Origin of the sequence: Rathayibacter sp. AY1C9 (genome assembly GCF_002932315.1) — a bacterium.
Taxonomy (GTDB): Bacteria; Actinomycetota; Actinomycetes; order Actinomycetales; family Microbacteriaceae; genus Rathayibacter.
Genome location: NZ_PSVZ01000025.1, coordinates 25,820 through 42,584 on the forward strand (window position 1 = coordinate 25,820; position 16,765 = coordinate 42,584).

The window sequence follows — 16,765 nt, forward strand, 5'->3', positions numbered from 1 at the left end:
GTTAGCTCCCGTTCTCGTTGCTACCGGTCGCCTCTTCGGTGCCCGCCTTGACCGCCTGCGCGGCATGCTTCGCGCCCTCCGCCGCCTTCGTCGCGACGGCAATCCCGGCGCCGATCGGACCGGCGGCAGCCGCCGCCCCGCCCGCTGCTGCGCCTGCCCCGGCGCCGCTCGACGCTCCGGCTCCTGCACCACTGGTCGCGGCACTTCCCGCACCCGCACCCGCGCCGCTACCCGCCGTTGCCGCCGACCCGGAAGGGTCAGCGCCCGGGGATGACGCGGGAGAGCCCGGTGACGATGTGCTGCCGGTCGGTCCGTCCGTAGACGAGCTGTTGCCGCCACCGCCACCGCCTCCCCCGCCGCCGTTGTTGCTGGCACGGATCGCGCCCGTCGCGACGTCACCCGCGGCCGAAAGGGCCGCAGCTCCCAGCAGCAGGCCCGCGGCACCGCCCCCGCCGACCGACGCAACGGCCGGCACGAGGAAGCGCATCAGCGCGGGCAGGGCCACGAGCGCGATCAGCATCAGGGCCAGGCCCGTCACGATCTGGAAGAGCCCCGTGCCGTCTGACTTGAACAGGTCGGTGCCGGTCATCCGGAAGGCGATCGCGTACACGATCGCCGCGGCGGGCTTGTAGAGGATGAAGGCGAGGGTCCAGGCCATCGCCTTCTTGAACCACTGCCGACCGATCTCGGTGTTCGTGAACGAGGCGGCGAGCGGGAAGATCCCGGCCAGGACGACGAGCATCGCGCCACGGAACACCATCAGCGCGATCTGCACGTAGGTCATGAACACCGCGAGCATCCCCAGCAAGAACAGGCCGATCAGACCGATTCCGGAGGTCGCGGTGAGTGCGATCATCGCGAAGACGTTGGTGCCGAAGCAGTTGCTCTCGCCCTGCTGCGACACGTCGCAGTCGGTCGAGTTGTTGAGAATCCAGATCGAGAACTCATCCCCCGCTTGCGTCGCCAGGCGGATGACGACCAGGCCCGCGCCGGCCACAGCGATCAGCGTGATGACGGACCCAGCCAGCTCGCGCAGCGGCAGAGCGCGCTGCGTCCACACCATGCGGCCCGCCGCGACGAGGATCGCGAGGATCGCGAGGCCCCCGGTGTACCACTGCAACTGCCCCTGCACCCAGCCGACGACCGAGGAGGACTCGTTCAGGTGCATCGCCAGCGGCAGGAACCCGGTCACGAGCGCCGACGCCGAGGACAGCAGCAGTACGGCCAGGAGGATGACGCCGATGCGGCCCATGTGAGCTTCGCCGTCGCCGTGCCGGCGACGGCTCGCCATCATCACGCCAGCGACGATCAGGGACATGACGGCCAGGCCCGCGGAGACCCACGTCACGTAGCCGAGGATCGTCTCGAACGCCTCCGGTAGCGGCGGTGTGCCGCCGCCGTTGACGCCGCCGCCCTGGTCCACGACCGTGACCGGGGAGGGCACGTTCATCCAGACGGTGCCGAGCGAGGCGATGGCCTTGCCGTAGCCCTCCAGTATGTTGTTGACGAACTGCTGCAGGGCGTCGTTCGACGCCTTCGAGACGACGTTGCCGATAGCTGCGCCGGTCCAGCAGAAGACGTCCGCGGGGCTGCAAGGCTCGCCAGTAGGTGCGGGGGTCACGAGACGCCACTCCACGTCACATAACCGCCCAGGCTTTGCAGGGCGACAGGGCGAAAGGTGGGATCGCCTTCATCGGTGAGGACGATCTTCCAGTCGCCTTCTACCCACTTCAACGCGTAGGCGAAGCTGAGGAGAGAGCCGTTGCTTACCTGGAAAGCAGTGTCGACTGTCGCATCTGTACCCGAATAGGACAGCAGCTTGAACCCGGCGATCTGCGCGCTCAAACCCGTGTTGCTCTGGGTTGTGTCTTTGGCCAATGCTGCGTCTCGCCCGGCACCTGGCACCGTGAGCTGTGCGGTCACCAACGAGGACAGGCGGGCGTCAGTTCCCATTGCCCAGACGTTGGCAATCGCGAACAGGGCTCCCTCAGGCGTGTGGGCGTAACAGGAGCGCACCCCATCGGTGCCGGTAATTCCGGGACCGACGACCGCTGACTCAGGAGCGGCCATCGTGCCGACGATGGTCCACTCAGTTGTCGGGGCGGCGGTAAGCGTTCCGGTCTCCTCGTAGCCGGGGAGCCCACAAACGCTTTCGGCCTCCGCCGAGAGGGTGGAGCTGGGGTTGGGGGTGGAGACGCCGGGGTCGGCGGTAGTGGTTCCGCCTCCCCCGGCGTCCAGGGACGTCACGCCGAGCACGATGCCTGAGAGGGCGAGTACTCCGACGACGGTTGCTCCGATGATGAAGCCCTTCGTGGTGAACGGGTTGCGCGGTTCGGAGTCGTTCATGACGTCCCTTGCCTTCCTGTTGGTGGTGTCGTGGTGGTTTCCCGGGACGCTACGCGCCCATCAGGAAGCCGACGACGGTGAAGGCGGCGGAGATGATGATCACGCCGATGAGCAGGCGGCCGAGCCAGCCGCCGATTTCGCCGCCTTCGCCGCGGCGGGCGGAGACGGTCATGGTGACGCCGAGGATGATCAGGCCGACGACGGCGACGCCGAGGCCGACCCACTTGGCCCAGCCCATGACCGTGGTGAAGGCCTCGAACCCGGGCGGCATGCCGCCGGGACCCGGGTCCGGCACGACCGCGCCGAGCGCGCCCGCGGTGGTGAGGATGTCGGTGGTTGCTGCGAGCAGGGCAGACATGGTGTGCTCCGTTTTCTGTGTTGGGTGGTGCGGGGTGATCGGCGCCGCGGGTGCGACGTCGAAAGGGTCCGGTTATCCGGTGGTGAGCGGGCCGTCGGCGTAGGCGACGTCGAAGTGCAGGTGGTTCGGGGTGTCACCGAACTGGGTGATGTGCTGATACGTGGTCGAGCGGCACTGGATCTGGCCGGCTCGAGAGCCCTGGGGCACCTGAGGGTCGAGGACGTCGAGGAGCTGGAGGGCGTTGGGGTCGCAGCCGGTTGTGGCGGTGCCGGCGAAGCTGTAAAAATCCACGGCGTTCCCGCCGCCGTTCATCCAGTGGGAGGAACCGGTGCCTGCGCCGAGCAGGCTCCCGGTGCACTGGCGGTTGAGGTCGGAGACGCCGATCTTCCCGAACGTGTTCAGGGCGATCGTGATGATCTGGAGAATGCGGACATCGATCGCGCAGTTCTCCTTGGGGGTGCCCGCAGCCATGTCGCGGATCTGCTGCGCGTAGCGGTCCTCGAGAAGGGTCAGGTTGCCAGCGTCCATGGCCACGACGAGGTTCGCTGCGAGAGCCTGCGCATCGCCGGACACGGCGACGCATCCACCGACCGGCGCCGGTGAGGCGGGCGCGGTGCCGATCGGCGTCGACGGGGCACTCACCGGTGCCACCGTCGTCGTCGCGGTCGTGCTGCTGCCGAGGCCGATGAGGTAGGTCATGATCGCCACGGCGTCGGCGCGGTACTTCGTGTAGTGGTTCGGGTCGGCGTTGCGCTGCACCCTGTTGATCGCGATGGACGGCTCCATCGCCTGCCAGCCCTCGACAGCCACGAGGCGGTCGTAGAAGAAGCCCGCCGAGGTCGTCGGGTCCATGCGCTGCTCGACGGTGCCCCAGCTCGACTGCTGCTGGAACAGGCCGATCGAGTCAGCGACCGAACCGTCCGGGTTGATCGCTCCGTCCCCGTAGTTGATGTTCACCAGGGAGGACTCCCCGATCGCCGTCTGCACGCCGAGCGTCTGCCCATCGGCGCCGAGGCCCTTCGCGGCGCCCGCGTTGACGATCAGCGCAGCGTTCACGAGCTGGTCGTGCCCGTAGGCCCCGACCTTCGCGTCCGCGGGGATCGCGGACACGTTCACCGGTCCGCCGCCAGGCAGGCATGCTGCGGCCGCATCCTCAGCGGCGCCGAAGAACAGCAGCCACAACAGCAGTGCAATCGCGAGAAGCGGTGCCAGGACCGCCGCGAGAACCCCCATTCCCCCCTTCGCCACCGGGCTACTCCGACGCCAAGGGGGTGATCTGCTCGACAGCCCACGGACCGGTCTCGACGGTGCGGTGGACGTACACGGAGTACTCCCCCGCATCCGTGGGAACCCGGATCCGCATCGTGAAGGCGCCGTCCCCGTCCCGGACCGACGCGGCACCAATGACGGTCGTGCAGGGCACGTTGGCAGGGTCGACCGTTTCGTAGGCGACCGCCGCTTGCTGGCTGAGGAACGGGTACAGCTCAGCGATCCACGTGTCGTAATCCAGGGAGGGCCGGCAGAACGCCGTGACAGCGGCCGTGGCGGTCGCAAGAGTGTCGGCCTCGACACTCGGAGCCGGAGCCGGCTCGGCGTCGACCGGCGCCGCCTCGGTCGCTGATGCGGCCGGCGCCGGCGAACCCTCGGCGGCATCAGAACTGGTCGAGACGGCCGGCGTCTGAGCTTGCGAGTTCTCAGCAGTCGGAGGGGCAGCGGGTGGTGAGCAGGCCGAGAGGAGTCCTGCGATCGAAACGGACACCCCAAGCAGCCATGCGCGTGCGCACCGCTCGCTTACGGTCCGCTGGTGAACTGCACTCAAGTTGTGCCCCCTGCGAGATGAGCAGGAGCGACAGCCACCCCCACACCTCGAAGATATCACTTTTTGGGGTCATGATTGCATGAGTTGACATCCGGAACTCAGCCGGTGCAGTCTTACTTGCGCATCGATACCCGAAGATGTCTCGGCGGGGACCCCATACGCCATGATGTTGTGATGACCTCCGAGCCCGGCACCCCCGATGTGCCTGCCTTGCCACCGGAGGTTCTGTTGACTCAAGCCGTTCTGGCGAAGAAAAACGGCGAAGTCATCCGCGCATTGTGGGGCGAAACCGGAATGTACTTCGGAGATTTAAAACGTTCCGTCGATATGACCGACGCATCGCTCTCGCGCTGTCTCTCAACGCTCGAAAGTGCCGGTATCGTCCGCGTGAGTACTCATCTTCCACCCGGTGGACGTCGCGGGGTATCGGTCATGTACTCGATAGACACCGAGCGATTCGATGAAGTACTCGACGGCTTCACATCGTGGATCAAAAGCAGTCACACGCCCTAGCACATTTATTCCGCTTCAAGCTCCGCAAGGATGCGTTCCATTGCCGCCTCTGCTTCGGGTGAAATCTCCCCGATAGAGCGCATTTCTCTTCGGACTCGATTTCTCCGAAGGTCGAGGACGGCCGGCATAGCCTCTTGAAGCTGCGGCGGCACATTTTCTTCGGCCCGATAGAAAAAGGTGGAGGGGACGTCAAACAGATCGCCCAGCGCCTCGAACACGCTAATGTCCTTTGCGAGGACGTGAGAGCCGGACAGCATGTAGTGCCATTTGGTGCGAGAGAGGTCGACCCCCGCGGCCTTGACGTGTTCCTCCACCACGGCCCAGGACGGCTGACGCCCGTGCATGGTTTCGTACCGGTCGGTTGCGAGTCGCAGACGCTGCGCCAGCTCCTCCTTCGAGACGGTGATCCCACCGGGGCTCGTTGGGGTGCCCGCTCCTGACTCGGAATCAGTCATGAGGTACTCCCTGTCGTTCGTGCACGTAGGCGCGGGCTTCTTCTAACACTCTGTACTGGTCGCCAGAGAGATTCGCATGAAGTAATAGGGCGTCCTCGCACTCGGAGAGGTAGCCATACAGCTCGCTGTAATCATCATCATCACGGCCACCGTTCCGGCGTCGCGCCGCCGGAATTTGCGTCATGAGGTCCGTCCAGATCGGCCTCAGTCTGACCAGATGGTATCGCTCGCGCTGGTGCTGCTGACGAGCCCGCCACCGGTCAGTAATCGGTGCGTAGCTGAAGCCGGCCGCGAGGAAAGCCCCGCCCGCCAGCGACAGGGCCAGATCCATCCCTTTGGAGATGTGGACCGAATCTACCCAGCCCCTAGCAACGAGCAGAGTCACTAGCAGCACTCCGAAACAACCGATGGCGATCAAGTAGATAGGCAGCCGTCGATGAAAACCGAAGTGAACACGGATGTTCCTACGGCAGGCAACAAGCCCCATACTTGCTGTCGTGATGAGAGAAAGCCAAAGCACCGATTTGAACGCGAGCGCCGACGTTTCGCGGTCATAGTAGATAAGCTCGACATCGGTAATAGGCCAGCTGCTGGCCATAAAGACCGCCACCTGTAGGCACGCGCCCGTCAGACCAAGCAAGTAGACGGTGAACCGCAAGCGCGTCCGGATTTTTGTTGAAGTGGCGGAACGAATAATTATGTCATCGAAGATGATGGTTGCGACGAGTCCAGCCATGTGCATTAGCAGAACGGCCCGGTTGTGGCCGCCTACAGCCTGATCGATGACTGTGTAGAGAAGCGTGTTCTTTAGGGCAAGGAGTATCGCAAAGCCCACGCACCCTATCGTCAACAAAGGATATTTGAAGGCATTTCGTGTCGCAATTAGGGCGATGACTGGAAGAGCGCTTGCTGCAACGATGACCCACTCGAGAATCATCACCATAGCGTTCCGCCGAAACCTATGTTGCGTTGCATCGACTGGTCCAGCGCGTCAGCCGCTTGAATTTTCGCGAGGGCGTCTGCGATGGCCTCCGCTAGATCCTCCCGATCGACTCCAATCGTTACCCCCTGTTGATCGAGGAAGAACCACATCAGCACGTGTCCGTATTCATGTTGCAGGTTGTGCTTGCGGTGTAGACGCGTCGTGTCGTGGGGAATGTACATGACGTTCTTATTGCTACTTGTCCGCTGCCAGTAGCTCACCACTCCCCCGTGCAGGAGAGCGGGAGGCGTGTCACGAAACACGATGTCTCTTCCGCAAAGGTCCTCCATGTAGGCGAGCAGGCTCTCCGCGGTCAGGGGTCGCGGAAGCTTCGCAGCGAGCATCACCCTCGACACGAGGGCGCGTACCGGTTTTGACCACACGGACACATTATGGTTCATTGAACACGTACAACACTGGTCGTTAGCGGCCAGACGGGGGGTGGTTTCATGCACGCGTCGCACGCCGCACGGCTCCGTGCGCTCGCGGCTGCGCCGCGGGAGGCATGGGCCGACACCTACCGTCAGCTCGTGATGTTCGATCTGCCTCGCGACGCGCAGATCGGTCTGATGCTCAGTTACTACCGGTCCTTCGCTGTCCCGTCGATCGCTCGGACGCTTCACCGTTCAGGTGCTATCAAGTCGGAACCCAGAAAACGCTCAGTAGACACTGCGCTCATTCTCTACGAACTCATCGACGGAGAACTTCAGTCAGATCGCGCGCTCGAAATGATCGACCTACTTGTCTCGGCTCATCGCCACGTGAAAGCGCCCAGCGAAGATTTCCTCTATGTTCTCTTCAGTCTTGCAATAGTACCGATGCGGTGGATAGAGAAGCATGGGTGGCGTGAGCTGACGTCGGCGGAGCAAGTTGCAACAATCGACTTCTACGCGAATCTTGGCCGCGCAATGGGGCTCAGTAATGTTCCAGAGGACGTAGATGCCGCAAACTCCTTCTATCGCTCCTATGAGGAGGATCGGATTGCCTGGTCGCGTGAGGGGCAAGAGTTGACCGACTGGACAGTCGGAGTCATCCGCTCAACTATGCCGACGCCTGTCCGCCCCTTCGCGCGGCTGATCCTCAGCACATGGATTGGCGATAAGCGTGTGAGTCAGGCGCTGGGACTTCCTCGAACCAACGCCTTTGTCTCGGCGCTTTCCGCTGCTGCAATGAGCGTGCGGAATCGCCTCACGGCGCGCGCCCCTCGTCCCGCAAGTCCGCGATTTGTTCAAGGCGTAACGGGGTCGGCCCAGTACCCGCACGGATATTCGTTGACAGATTTGGGGGCGCATCGATGATGAGCACTAAAGCCTTTGGCCCCGGGAACGGCACTGATGCGCTTGGAGCTATTCAGACGCTTGTCGAGCCGGACATGACCCGTGTGCTGAGCTTCCTCGCGGACACGGCGGCATCGCCGGAGCTGCTGGCGCGCGCTACTCGCCTGCGGCCGTCCGCGGTGCGCCTCAAAGTCGAAGCGCTCGACCGGTTGGGGCTCCTGATCCATCTGGGCGAAGATCTCCGCGTCGACCCCAACTCGATCGCGTCGTTCGTGGTCGCCGCGCGACGCTCGCTCGACCTGTGACGGCGACACACCGGGCAGCGCGTCTCGCGATCGCTAGCGACAGCGGTATGTTTTCAGGCATGGCTACTCCCAGGCGACCTCGCGGCTCGCTCAATGACGCCGTAGCGACCGGCTGGAAGGTCGAGCGCGCGGCGAAGGACCGTTTCGATCAGCTCGCGCGTCACGCCAATGTGTCGTCGGCTGTGTTCTTCGAACGCCTGGTAGAGAGCATCGAGGTCGATTCTCGAGGGCTGCCGGTGTGGTGGACCTCCGAGACCGAGCCGAACGAGGAGTTGCCGATCACCACGACTTAACGCATTAGGCCCGCCGCTCACGCGACGGGCCTAGAAGCTCTCGCTTCACACCCTCGCTTACCAGGGCTAACAGGTGTGAAGCAGTTCCAGAAGTACCGGTTTCTCAGGCCGGGCCTTCGTCATCCCCACCCGAGGGAGGAGAAGTGACCTCATCGTAAGCCACATTGCTGTGTCTGCGCACGCCCAAAACGCCGAAGTTGACCTCTTCTCGGCGCCGTGGACGCTGACGCGCCGGCTGAGCCCCCGTGCCGCGGTGCGCACGATGCGCCCGGACGCCTACGGGCGCCTGGACGAGAACGCCTATCCGGCCGCGTTCCCCGTCTCCCCCGTCGCGCCGGCCGCGCCGTGGGCGATCTACCTCACCGATGACGCTGGAGCGTTCCGGCTGCTGTGCTTCGACTTCGACGGCAAAGACTCCCACGGCGTCGACGCCGAGCTCATGGAGCAGGCCGCGGACGACTGCGACGCGCTTTCCGCTGTCCTCGACGCCCACCAGGTCGCTCACATCGTCTGTCAGTCCTCCGGCACCGGAGGCCGCCACCTGTGGGTCGCTCTCGCGGAAGCCGCCCCAGCCGAGCAGGTGGCCCGATTGGCGATCGCCGCTCGAGCAAACTTCCGCACCCTCGATCACGGGATGCTCCGCAACCCGCGCACCGGCGCCGCCCGTCCGCCGCTCTCCCCGCACCGCGACGGCAGCTTCTCGACCGTCCTCCGAGGCCGCGCGGAGGAGCTGCTGGATACGAACGTCACCGCGGCCGCCATCGATGCCGTCACGGTCGCGCTGGAAGAGTCCCGGCCGCCGCTGCGCGTCGACGCCACTCCCCCAGTACCCACCGCCACCGCACACCAAACGCACCGGACGCTCAGCGCTGCCGGCGCCGCGCACATGGCCACGCCCGGCGGCGGCGCGAATCCCTCGTGGACCGCGTTCATGTGCCTGCTCTCCGCTGCGCACGCCGGCTGGTCTGACACCGACGTCGAGCACGCCGCCCGGACCGCTCCCGGGATGGAGCACTACCGGACCAAGAACACCGGGCGCGGCCACCGCCGGCCCCGCGCCCGCGACGAGGCTGCGGAGCGCCTGGCGCGGCAGTGGGAGAGGGCCCGCCAGTACGCGGCGCTGCACGCCGTTCTCCCGCCCGAGCGCGAACCGGGCGACCTAGCGGAGCTGGACAGCCTCGTCGGCGCCGTCAGCGCCCTCCTCGACCGGTTCCGGGTGAGCCCGGGCCGGTGGGGCAGGACCGAGCGGGCGACGTCGGAGAAGACGATCCTCACCGCCCTGGCCTACCTCACCTTGCACACCGGCAAGCGCACCGTGGCCGCGTCCATCCGCGACCTGGCCCTCCTGGCCGGCCTGGGCCGCACCACCGCGGCAAGCGCCCTGCGGACGCTGCGCGAGGACGGCTACGTGCAGCTCGTCGTCCGCGCGGACGGATCCAACGCCAGCGAATGGCGACTGTCCGAGCACTTTTCCACAGGCTCCCTGCAAAGTCCGGTCACAACCACTAATAACCCCCGCCCCCCCGGGCCGCTTTTCACCGAACGAGCCATGCTGCTCACCACGCTCGAGGCGGACCTCACGGACACTCGGCACGACCTCTTCACTCGCGCCGGCCTCGGACACCTGGCAGGCAAGGCGTACGCGCTCTTGCGCCGAGAAGGGACCCTCGCTCTCGACGCCGCAGCCACCCTGCTGGGAGTGACCACCCGCACCGCCGCCACCGCCCTCTCCCGCCTGCGCACACACCGGCTCATCGTCAAGCACACCAACGGCTGGACCCAGGCCAAGCGTGACCGCCGAACCGCCGCCGCTCGTGCGATCGGGGTCGACGGAGCGTTGACGGATCGAGCGCACCGCTACGACGTCGAGCGCGAAGTGTGGGCCTGGTGGCAAGCCGAGCTCGCGCACCGCTCCTCCTCCCCCAGGCAACGCCCGCGACGCCGACACGTGTCGAGCCGTCCCCTGTTCGAGGACAGCACCGCTGGCGAGCGCGTCTGGCCGCTCTACCCCCGCGACGCCGCCGGCCGCGGCGATCACCGCGAGGCGCTGCACTGGGGACGCACCGGCATGCTCGCCCCCGGCTCGCTCTGGTGGTCCTCGACCGCCGCATGACGTCGACCGCACGCGTTCGAACATATGTTCTACTGGCGGCGTGGGAACGAACCGACGCTACGAGCGCCACGTCGGCGCACAGATCGATCGACGCATCGAAGAGACAGCCGGCCGCGGCCACCCCATCGGCCTGACCGACGACGAGCTAGACAAGACCCGGCAGCGGCCCACCTGGGCCGCCACTCCCCTGCCCGTCTGGGCTTGGGTCCGCTACCCCGGCACCCCCGTTCGCGTTGAGGGCTTCGCTATCGCCTGGACCGCCCGAGCCGTCATGGTCGAGTGGCAGGACCGCGACGCCAGCCGCCGACTGTGGGTCTGGGCGTCCGCCGTCGAGCGACGGCCCCAGTAACCGCGCATCCCCCAAGTCAGCACGTCAGCATGTTTACATGTCAGCATGCAGACTGGTAGTCTTGTCATCATGATTACAGCGGTAGTGAACCTGAAAGGCGGGTCGGGCAAGACCTCGACCGTCATCCATCTCGCAGCAGCGCTTCGCGAGACCGGGGAGAGCGTGCTCATTGTCGACGGCGACCCGCAGGGCAGCGCGCTCGACTGGGCCAACACCCTCGGTTGGGACGCGACCGGGCTGCCTCGCAACACGATCCACAAGCAGCCCTGGTTGAGCAGCAGCCACCAGAACGTGCTCATCGACACTCCCCCGGGCGACCTGGGTATCACGACGTCAGCAGCTCGAGCCGCTGACCTGATCCTGATCCCGATCCAACCCACCAGCGGCGACTTCTCCCAGTACGCGGAGACGGTCAACCTCATCGAGCAGGTTCAAGCCCTCACGGACGCGCCGGCCTTCACCCTCCTCACCCGAGTGGTCAAGCGCACGGTCGCCGCTGGGCAGATCCGCGACGCGCTCGAACCGTTCGGCGTCCCCGTCCTGACGAGCGAGATCCCGCAGGCGCAGGCTCTCGCGATGGCGTACGGCCTGCCGATCACCGATCCTGGCCAGTACCGAAACGTGCTCGCGGAGTTGAAGGGAATCGTCAAGTGAGCGAGAACCGCTTTGCGGCCGCGGGCCGCGCAGCTCGACCGAAGAGAGCCCAGGCGGGCGAAGGCACCTTCGTGCCGCCGACCCAGCTCGCCGTGTTCTCCGTCCGACTCCCCCAGGACTCGATCCGAGCGGTGAAGATCCTGGCGGCCGAGCAGGGCGTCCCCGTACAGGTGCTCGCTGCGGAAGCCTTTCAACTCCTCCTCGCCCAGTACGAGGGACACAAAGCTGATGACAAGTAAGCATGTAATCAAGTCAACTTCCCTACATGCCTACCGGGCCGTCCGGCCCTCCCAGGCCGTCACTCGCCATCCGCGGTGACCCCGTGATTGGGAGCAGCCGGCAGACGCGGGATCGGATGACCCACGAGCTACTGCGCGTCGGCGCCGCTATCTTCCGGGGGACCTGCGCGGTGGCGGCGGCGCTGTTCGAACCCACGGCTCGGCAACTGTGGTGACGGACGTTCGAGTCCCCACAGCACGTGCTGACTTGTAGGCATGTTTACAAGTCAGCATGTCGCGGTCGACGGTGGGGGAGGGTCGGCGTTGCCGCCCCATGAGGGGTAACCCCTCACGCTCCCCGGTATCCCGTTCCGGGGCGCGAGCTGCACTCGCGCAGCAGCGACGGAGCGCCGCCCAGAGGTTCGGCCGGCGGTGCCGGCCGCTGATGTTCGCCCGTTGGGCTCACGCTTCTTTGCCGTGAAGCCTTCGGCGGCTCCCTCCGCTTCGCTGCGCTCGTAGCTACCTACGGGCTCCGTTCAAGTGGCTGCGCCACCGACTCCTCCGAGACTTTCGGCACGCGGTCGCGGCGCTCCCTTATTTCGCGCCGAAACTCTCTCCCCCCTCGCCCTGCGGATTGCACTGCGCCCTCCGGTTGCTAAGGCGGAAAACCGCCTTCCTTACCGTTATTTCCGTGGATCCGGGGCAGTTGTAGGCTCCGGAACGCGCCAGGGATCCCGGGTATGGCTGACCGCCTTCAGCCGACTGATGGCACGCCGTGATTAGCCGCCCGGGACCCCGCAACGGCAGGACCGCTCATTGAGAAACGCGACCAGATCGCCCCGTAAGGACATGCCGGCAAGGTCGTTCATCGCGCACCGCACCCCTCAACGGAAGGACCCTGCATGCCACAACTCTGGGCCGGTATCGACGCCGGCAAGACCGAACACCACTGCGTCGTCATCGACGGCAACGGAACCAAGCTGCTCTCGCAGCGCTTCAAGAACCGAGAGTCAGCGATCCTGACCCTGATGGGCGACGTCGCCTCCTTGCCGGGTGGCACCGACGTCGCGTGGGCGACGGACCTCAACCACGGCGGAACGGGGCTGCTGCAGACGCTGCTCAGCTCCCACGCGCAGCCGCTGTTCTACATCTCGGGCCGGGTCGTTCATCACGCCTCGGGCGCCTACCGAGGCGAGGCAAAGACGGACGCGAAGGACGCGGTCATCATCGCCGACCAGGCCCGGACCCGACGAGACGTGACGCTGATGCGGCAGGCCGACGACGTCACCGCGGAGCTGCGCCTGCTCTCAGCCCGGCGCGAGGACCTGGTGCACGACCGCACCCGCGCCGTAAATCGGCTACGCGCCATCCTGGTCCACTACTTCCCGTCACTCGAGGGAGCGTTCAACTACGCGACGACCAGGGGACCTCTGGTGCTGCTCACCCGGTACGCGACGCCGTCCGCGATCAGGCAGACGGGGGAGAGCCGTCTGGCGTCGTGGTTGAAGGGGCAGGGCTGTTGGAAGTCCGCGGCCGTCGCTAAGACGGCGGTGGAAGCCGCGCGCGAGCAGACCTCGGTCGTCGCGGGGGAGGATGCCGCGGCCCGGCTGGTGAGCCGGTCCGCCCGCGATCTGCTCCGCATCCGCGACGAACTCGCCGAGCTCGAGGCCGAGATCGACGCCGTTCTACAGGACAGCAGTTCTGCGGATCTGCTCGTGTCGCTCCCCGGATTTGGGCGCAGGCTCGCCGCGGACTTCCTCGCCGCAACCGGTACTGACCTCGCCGCATTCGAGACGCCCGACCGGCTGGCCAGCTTCGCGGGCCTCGCTCCCGTGCCGCGCGACTCCGGGAAGATCTCCGGCAACCACCACCGGCCACGGCGCTACGACCGGCGGCTGTTGAACGCCTGCTTCCAAGCGGCGTTCATCGCGTCGAGGAACTGCCCGGTCTCTCGCTCGTTCTACGAGCGAAAACGTGGCGAGGGCAAGTCGCACAAGCAGGCACTGATCGCACTCGCCCGACGCCGCATCAACGTCATCTGGGCAATTTTCCGCGACCAGACCAGCTATCACCCCACAGGCGCAGAGCCCGCCGCGTTCGCGTCAGGGACGATCGCAGATGGGTCGGCGGCTCGTGGTCTCGGTGCTGGCGGGAATCCGTGGGAGGGCATCGGCAACCGTCACTCGTGGTGAACCACCTCGCTGCGGGGTAATCCTGGTCAGGGATTCTGCGCGCGATCGACGCGCGCGACAATCGCGCGCAGTGCTTCGACTTCGATGCTGAGGGCGGCGGTGCCCTGAGGAGTGAGAGCGACCCAGTTCTTGGCTCGGCGGCCGTCGTAGCCCCGTCGTGTGGTGATGTGACCGGCCCTGAGTAGGACTTCGAGGTGTCGCCCAAGGTTGCCGTCGGTGAGGTCGAGGGTCGCGCGCAGGAACCGGAAGTCGGCTTCGCCAGCCTCGTGAAGGATGGTCAAAATCGCAAGACGTGTTCGTTGGTGGACGGCATCGTCCAAGGACGCGAACTCGTCGTCGGTCGACTCCTCAGCGCCTGGTGTCACGGGCACGTCCCGTCTCCTGCCGGAAAGCAGTAATACCCAGAACGACGACGGTGATGCCGGCGATCGCGAGAACGACGCCATCGATCGACAGAGGCGTGGAACCGTAGGAATCACCCGGGGTCAACCCGCTCTCGGCGGCGGCGCCCTGCAAGAAACTGTTGAAGAGGAAGGGGGAAACTACTGCCACCCCGAGGCCAGCAAGCCACTGGCTGCGATTCTCGAGTCGCCAACCGATCGCGAACAGGAGCACCCCGACAAGGAATGCCGGACCGACGAACTCAACGAGGAAGGCCGGACCGGCGAACATCGTGGGCAGAAACGTCAAGATCGAGATAGTGGCGATGACAGCCGCGACCGGCCCCATGCGCTCGCGCCCCATTCCCACACCTGCGTGAGCAGCAGTAGCCCTCAACACGAGCCAGAGAGCGATGCTCGTGAAGGCAGGTATCAGGAAGCCGACGGTGAAGAGCGTCGAACCGGCCAGGGGCAGCAGTCCGGCTGTTACCACTCCGACGCCGGAGACGATCAGCGGAAGTGATGACACGTGCCGCGCGTCTCGGACCCGTTCTTCTAAGGGCGTGCGAGTCAGCGACATGATGCTCCGATCACTCTGTGGTGTAGAGCAACTGTACTCTGCATTGCAGAGCGGTCGCTAGGACGTCCAGCGTCGGGACCGTTTCGAGCGGCCGCAATTCCGCGCATCAGATCGCGAACAAGCGGACGCCGACCTCAGGCCGGCGCGGTGTCGTGCGCTGCGCGAATTTTTGCCTGGAAGCCTTCGGCAGCGTACGGGCCTCCGGCGTCCACGCAAGCCGCTGCGCGGCCGGCTCCTCCGAGCTTCTCGGCACGCGGTCGCTGCGCTCCCTCCCATCGCGCCGACAACCTCTCCTCCTCCGCCCTCCGGGTTGCGCTCCCACCTCCGACCCTGCTCGGCACTACGTGCCTTCCAGGCAAAAAAACGCTGGGAGAGAAGGAAGAACGATCCGGCCAGACCACCCCCGCTGGCTTGACAAATCTGATTGAGAATCACGGCAAAAAAACGAGGGGGAGGGGCAGGGCAGGACTACCGCCCGGGACCCGACGACGAGAGGACTTCACCATGACCGACACCGCCACCACCGAACCGCAGACACCGACCCTCCCGGAGGCGGTGGCCGAGTTCGTGTCCGTGTTCTCCCACGGGGACACCGCCGACGATCTGGCCGTCCGGATGAGCTGCTGCGAGGTCGACGCGTTGGCCGGACTCCTGCGAGCATTCGGACGAGACGAGGCCGCCGACCTGTGGATCGCGGAGCACGCGACCGACGACGACGAGGGCGACGCGCACACCCCGGAAGGAGCGAAGCGATGACCGAGCAGCCGAAGGCCGACGCAGTGACGATCTATCTCGCGGCGGCGGACGCCTACGACGAGGCGGTGACCGCGTTCCTCACCGCGGGCGCTACCTACACCGCGGCCCTCGCGAATTTCCGCGTGGCGATGACCGTCTCGCCCACTCTCTCCTGCGAGAAGGTCAACGTGATCGCGCAGATGCTCGACAAGGCCGGTGACCGCGACGCGGCCGGGTGGTGGATCCACGCGCACTGCGCCGAGGAGAAGCGCGAGGAGTTCGAAGCGCACATGGAGTTCTATCTGGAGGATTCCTCATGGCTCTGACCGTCTACTCGAAGCCGTCGTGCGTGCAGTGCACCGCGACCTACCGAGCCCTCGACGCGAAGGGCATCGAGTACACGACTGTCGACGTCACGACGAACCCCGCAGCGCTCGCCTACGTCACGGAGGAGCTGGGCTACTCCGCCGCCCCGGTGGTCGTCGCGAGCGACGAGGATCACTGGTCGGGGTTCCGCCCTGACCTCATCGAGAAGCACGCAGCGTGACCGGCCCGAACGTCGAGAGCGACGAGTACCGGGCAGGGTATCTCGCCGGGCGCGCGGACCGGCAGGGCGAGGTCGACTGGGCGGAGAACGAGGCCGATCGGTACTACCGCCTCGCCTACGGCGACGAGCGGCGTCTCCCGGCCTACGCCGTGACGCGCGCCGAGCTCGAACAGCGCAGGGCGCTGTCCGAGCCGCCCGTCGAGGTCACCCGACGCGACGCTCTCGCGTCCTGGGGCATAGAGCCGCGCCCCACTGACAACCCCGCGGCTGACGCCACAGACGAGATCCCGCCGACGTCGACGGGACGACCCACGAACCGAACCAGCAGGAGAAGGCAAATGAGTACCAGGACCATCACCGGCAACCTCGCCGCCGACCCCGAGGCCGTGCAGGCGGGCCGCGTACAGATCGTGAAGCTGCGCGTCATCGAGAACACCGGCGAATACCGCGCGGGGGAGTGGACCCCGCACGACGCCCCGACCACGCACTACGTGGAAGCGAAGTTCGAACTCGGCGAGCACGTGCTCGCCTCCCTCCACAAGGGCGACGCCGTGATCGTCGTCGGCTACGAGCGCACCGTCGCCTGGGGCGAAGGCGAGAACCGCCGCACCGGCCGCGTCCTCGAAGCCGACGCCATCGGCCCCAACCT

At 66.2% G+C, this 16,765-nt stretch carries 22 protein-coding genes and 1 pseudogene; 13 read left to right on the forward strand and 10 right to left on the reverse strand.

Features of this window, described 5'->3' with window-relative positions; translation table 11 throughout:
- Position 1: 1 nt before the first annotated feature.
- The 5 genes from C5D09_RS14565 to C5D09_RS14585 form a co-directional block, all read right to left on the reverse strand.
- The gene (locus C5D09_RS14565; RefSeq protein WP_146085651.1) at positions 2–1,450 is read right to left on the reverse strand and encodes a hypothetical protein; all 1,449 of its coding nucleotides are present in this window, start codon (positions 1,448–1,450) and stop codon (positions 2–4) included.
- 167 nt (positions 1,451–1,617) lie between these two features.
- Positions 1,618–2,346: a hypothetical protein gene (locus C5D09_RS14570; RefSeq protein WP_104256223.1), complete on the reverse strand. Its 729-nt coding sequence runs from the start codon at positions 2,344–2,346 to the stop codon at positions 1,618–1,620.
- 49 nt (positions 2,347–2,395) lie between these two features.
- Entirely contained in the window at positions 2,396–2,704 is a 309-nt protein-coding gene (locus C5D09_RS14575) for a hypothetical protein (RefSeq protein WP_104256222.1), read from the reverse strand.
- Between the two features lie 72 nt (positions 2,705–2,776).
- Entirely contained in the window at positions 2,777–3,937 is a 1,161-nt protein-coding gene (locus tag C5D09_RS14580) for a hypothetical protein (RefSeq protein WP_146083198.1), read from the reverse strand.
- A gap of 19 nt (positions 3,938–3,956) precedes the next feature.
- Positions 3,957–4,463 (reverse strand): hypothetical protein, encoded by a 507-nt coding sequence (locus C5D09_RS14585; RefSeq protein WP_104256220.1) that lies wholly within the window; start codon positions 4,461–4,463, stop codon positions 3,957–3,959.
- Positions 4,464–4,697: 234 nt separating this feature from the next.
- Here C5D09_RS14585 and C5D09_RS17220 point away from each other — a divergent pair, with 234 nt between their 5' ends.
- The gene (locus tag C5D09_RS17220; protein WP_146083197.1) at positions 4,698–5,036 is read left to right on the forward strand and encodes a helix-turn-helix transcriptional regulator; all 339 of its coding nucleotides are present in this window, start codon (positions 4,698–4,700) and stop codon (positions 5,034–5,036) included.
- Between the two features lie 5 nt (positions 5,037–5,041).
- Here C5D09_RS17220 and C5D09_RS14590 read toward each other — a convergent pair whose 3' ends face one another.
- The 3 genes from C5D09_RS14590 to C5D09_RS17225 are packed head-to-tail and all read right to left on the reverse strand — an operon-like array spanning position 5,042 to position 6,655.
- A complete protein-coding gene (locus C5D09_RS14590; RefSeq protein WP_104256219.1) occupies positions 5,042–5,491 on the reverse strand; it encodes a hypothetical protein in 450 nt (149 codons plus the stop codon).
- On the reverse strand, positions 5,484–6,428 hold the full coding sequence (locus C5D09_RS14595; protein WP_146083196.1) for a hypothetical protein: 945 nt from the start codon (positions 6,426–6,428) through the stop codon (positions 5,484–5,486). Before C5D09_RS14595 ends, C5D09_RS14590 begins: the two co-directional genes overlap by 8 nt.
- Entirely contained in the window at positions 6,428–6,655 is a 228-nt protein-coding gene (locus C5D09_RS17225; protein ID WP_146083195.1) for a hypothetical protein, read from the reverse strand. Before C5D09_RS17225 ends, C5D09_RS14595 begins: the two co-directional genes overlap by 1 nt.
- 348 nt (positions 6,656–7,003) lie before the next feature.
- Here C5D09_RS17225 and C5D09_RS17230 point away from each other — a divergent pair, with 348 nt between their 5' ends.
- The 8 genes from C5D09_RS17230 to C5D09_RS14630 all read left to right on the forward strand — a co-directional run bounded on the left by C5D09_RS17230 (position 7,004) and on the right by C5D09_RS14630 (position 13,874).
- Entirely contained in the window at positions 7,004–7,771 is a 768-nt protein-coding gene (locus tag C5D09_RS17230; protein WP_146083194.1) for an oxygenase MpaB family protein, read from the forward strand.
- Positions 7,771–8,055: a hypothetical protein gene (locus C5D09_RS14605; RefSeq protein WP_146083193.1), complete on the forward strand. Its 285-nt coding sequence runs from the start codon at positions 7,771–7,773 to the stop codon at positions 8,053–8,055. Before C5D09_RS17230 ends, C5D09_RS14605 begins: the two co-directional genes overlap by 1 nt.
- Before the next feature lie 59 nt (positions 8,056–8,114).
- Positions 8,115–8,348, forward strand: coding sequence for a hypothetical protein (locus C5D09_RS17235; RefSeq protein WP_146076972.1), 234 nt, complete (start codon positions 8,115–8,117; stop codon positions 8,346–8,348).
- A gap of 169 nt (positions 8,349–8,517) precedes the next feature.
- On the forward strand, positions 8,518–10,461 hold the full coding sequence (locus C5D09_RS14610; RefSeq protein ID WP_104256215.1) for a hypothetical protein: 1,944 nt from the start codon (positions 8,518–8,520) through the stop codon (positions 10,459–10,461).
- Positions 10,462–10,501: 40 nt separating this feature from the next.
- Complete coding sequence (locus C5D09_RS14615) at positions 10,502–10,810, forward strand: hypothetical protein (protein ID WP_104256214.1); 309 nt, start codon at positions 10,502–10,504, stop codon at positions 10,808–10,810.
- 69 nt (positions 10,811–10,879) lie between these two features.
- Entirely contained in the window at positions 10,880–11,464 is a 585-nt protein-coding gene (locus C5D09_RS14620) for an AAA family ATPase (RefSeq protein ID WP_181072910.1), read from the forward strand.
- Positions 11,461–11,703 (forward strand): ribbon-helix-helix domain-containing protein, encoded by a 243-nt coding sequence (locus C5D09_RS14625; RefSeq protein ID WP_104256212.1) that lies wholly within the window; start codon positions 11,461–11,463, stop codon positions 11,701–11,703. The genes C5D09_RS14620 and C5D09_RS14625 overlap by 4 nt, the downstream gene beginning before the upstream one ends.
- 881 nt (positions 11,704–12,584) lie before the next feature.
- Positions 12,585–13,874 (forward strand): IS110 family transposase, encoded by a 1,290-nt coding sequence (locus C5D09_RS14630; RefSeq protein ID WP_258063702.1) that lies wholly within the window; start codon positions 12,585–12,587, stop codon positions 13,872–13,874.
- A 26-nt stretch (positions 13,875–13,900) separates the two neighbouring features.
- Here C5D09_RS14630 and C5D09_RS14635 read toward each other — a convergent pair whose 3' ends face one another.
- Both C5D09_RS14635 and C5D09_RS17240 read right to left on the reverse strand, forming a co-directional pair.
- Positions 13,901–14,245 carry a transcriptional regulator gene (locus tag C5D09_RS14635; RefSeq protein WP_258063703.1) on the reverse strand — a complete coding sequence of 115 codons (345 nt, stop codon included), beginning with the start codon at positions 14,243–14,245 and terminating at the stop codon, positions 13,901–13,903.
- Positions 14,223–14,834, reverse strand: a complete 612-nt coding sequence (locus C5D09_RS17240) for a hypothetical protein (protein ID WP_146083192.1) — start codon at positions 14,832–14,834, stop codon at positions 14,223–14,225. The genes C5D09_RS14635 and C5D09_RS17240 overlap by 23 nt, the downstream gene beginning before the upstream one ends.
- A 504-nt stretch (positions 14,835–15,338) precedes the next feature.
- Between C5D09_RS17240 and C5D09_RS14640 the strand changes: the two genes are divergently transcribed.
- The 4 genes and pseudogenes from C5D09_RS14640 to C5D09_RS17740 all read left to right on the forward strand — a co-directional run.
- Positions 15,339–15,590, forward strand: coding sequence for a hypothetical protein (locus C5D09_RS14640; protein ID WP_104224211.1), 252 nt, complete (start codon positions 15,339–15,341; stop codon positions 15,588–15,590).
- Positions 15,587–15,895: a hypothetical protein gene (locus C5D09_RS14645; RefSeq protein WP_104256210.1), complete on the forward strand. Its 309-nt coding sequence runs from the start codon at positions 15,587–15,589 to the stop codon at positions 15,893–15,895. The genes C5D09_RS14640 and C5D09_RS14645 overlap by 4 nt, the downstream gene beginning before the upstream one ends.
- Positions 15,886–16,116 (forward strand): glutaredoxin-like protein NrdH, encoded by a 231-nt coding sequence (gene nrdH, locus C5D09_RS14650; RefSeq protein WP_104224209.1) that lies wholly within the window; start codon positions 15,886–15,888, stop codon positions 16,114–16,116. The genes C5D09_RS14645 and nrdH overlap by 10 nt, the downstream gene beginning before the upstream one ends.
- 338 nt (positions 16,117–16,454) lie before the next feature.
- A pseudogene (locus C5D09_RS17740) lies at positions 16,455–16,765 on the forward strand (single-stranded DNA-binding protein); the annotation flags it as partial.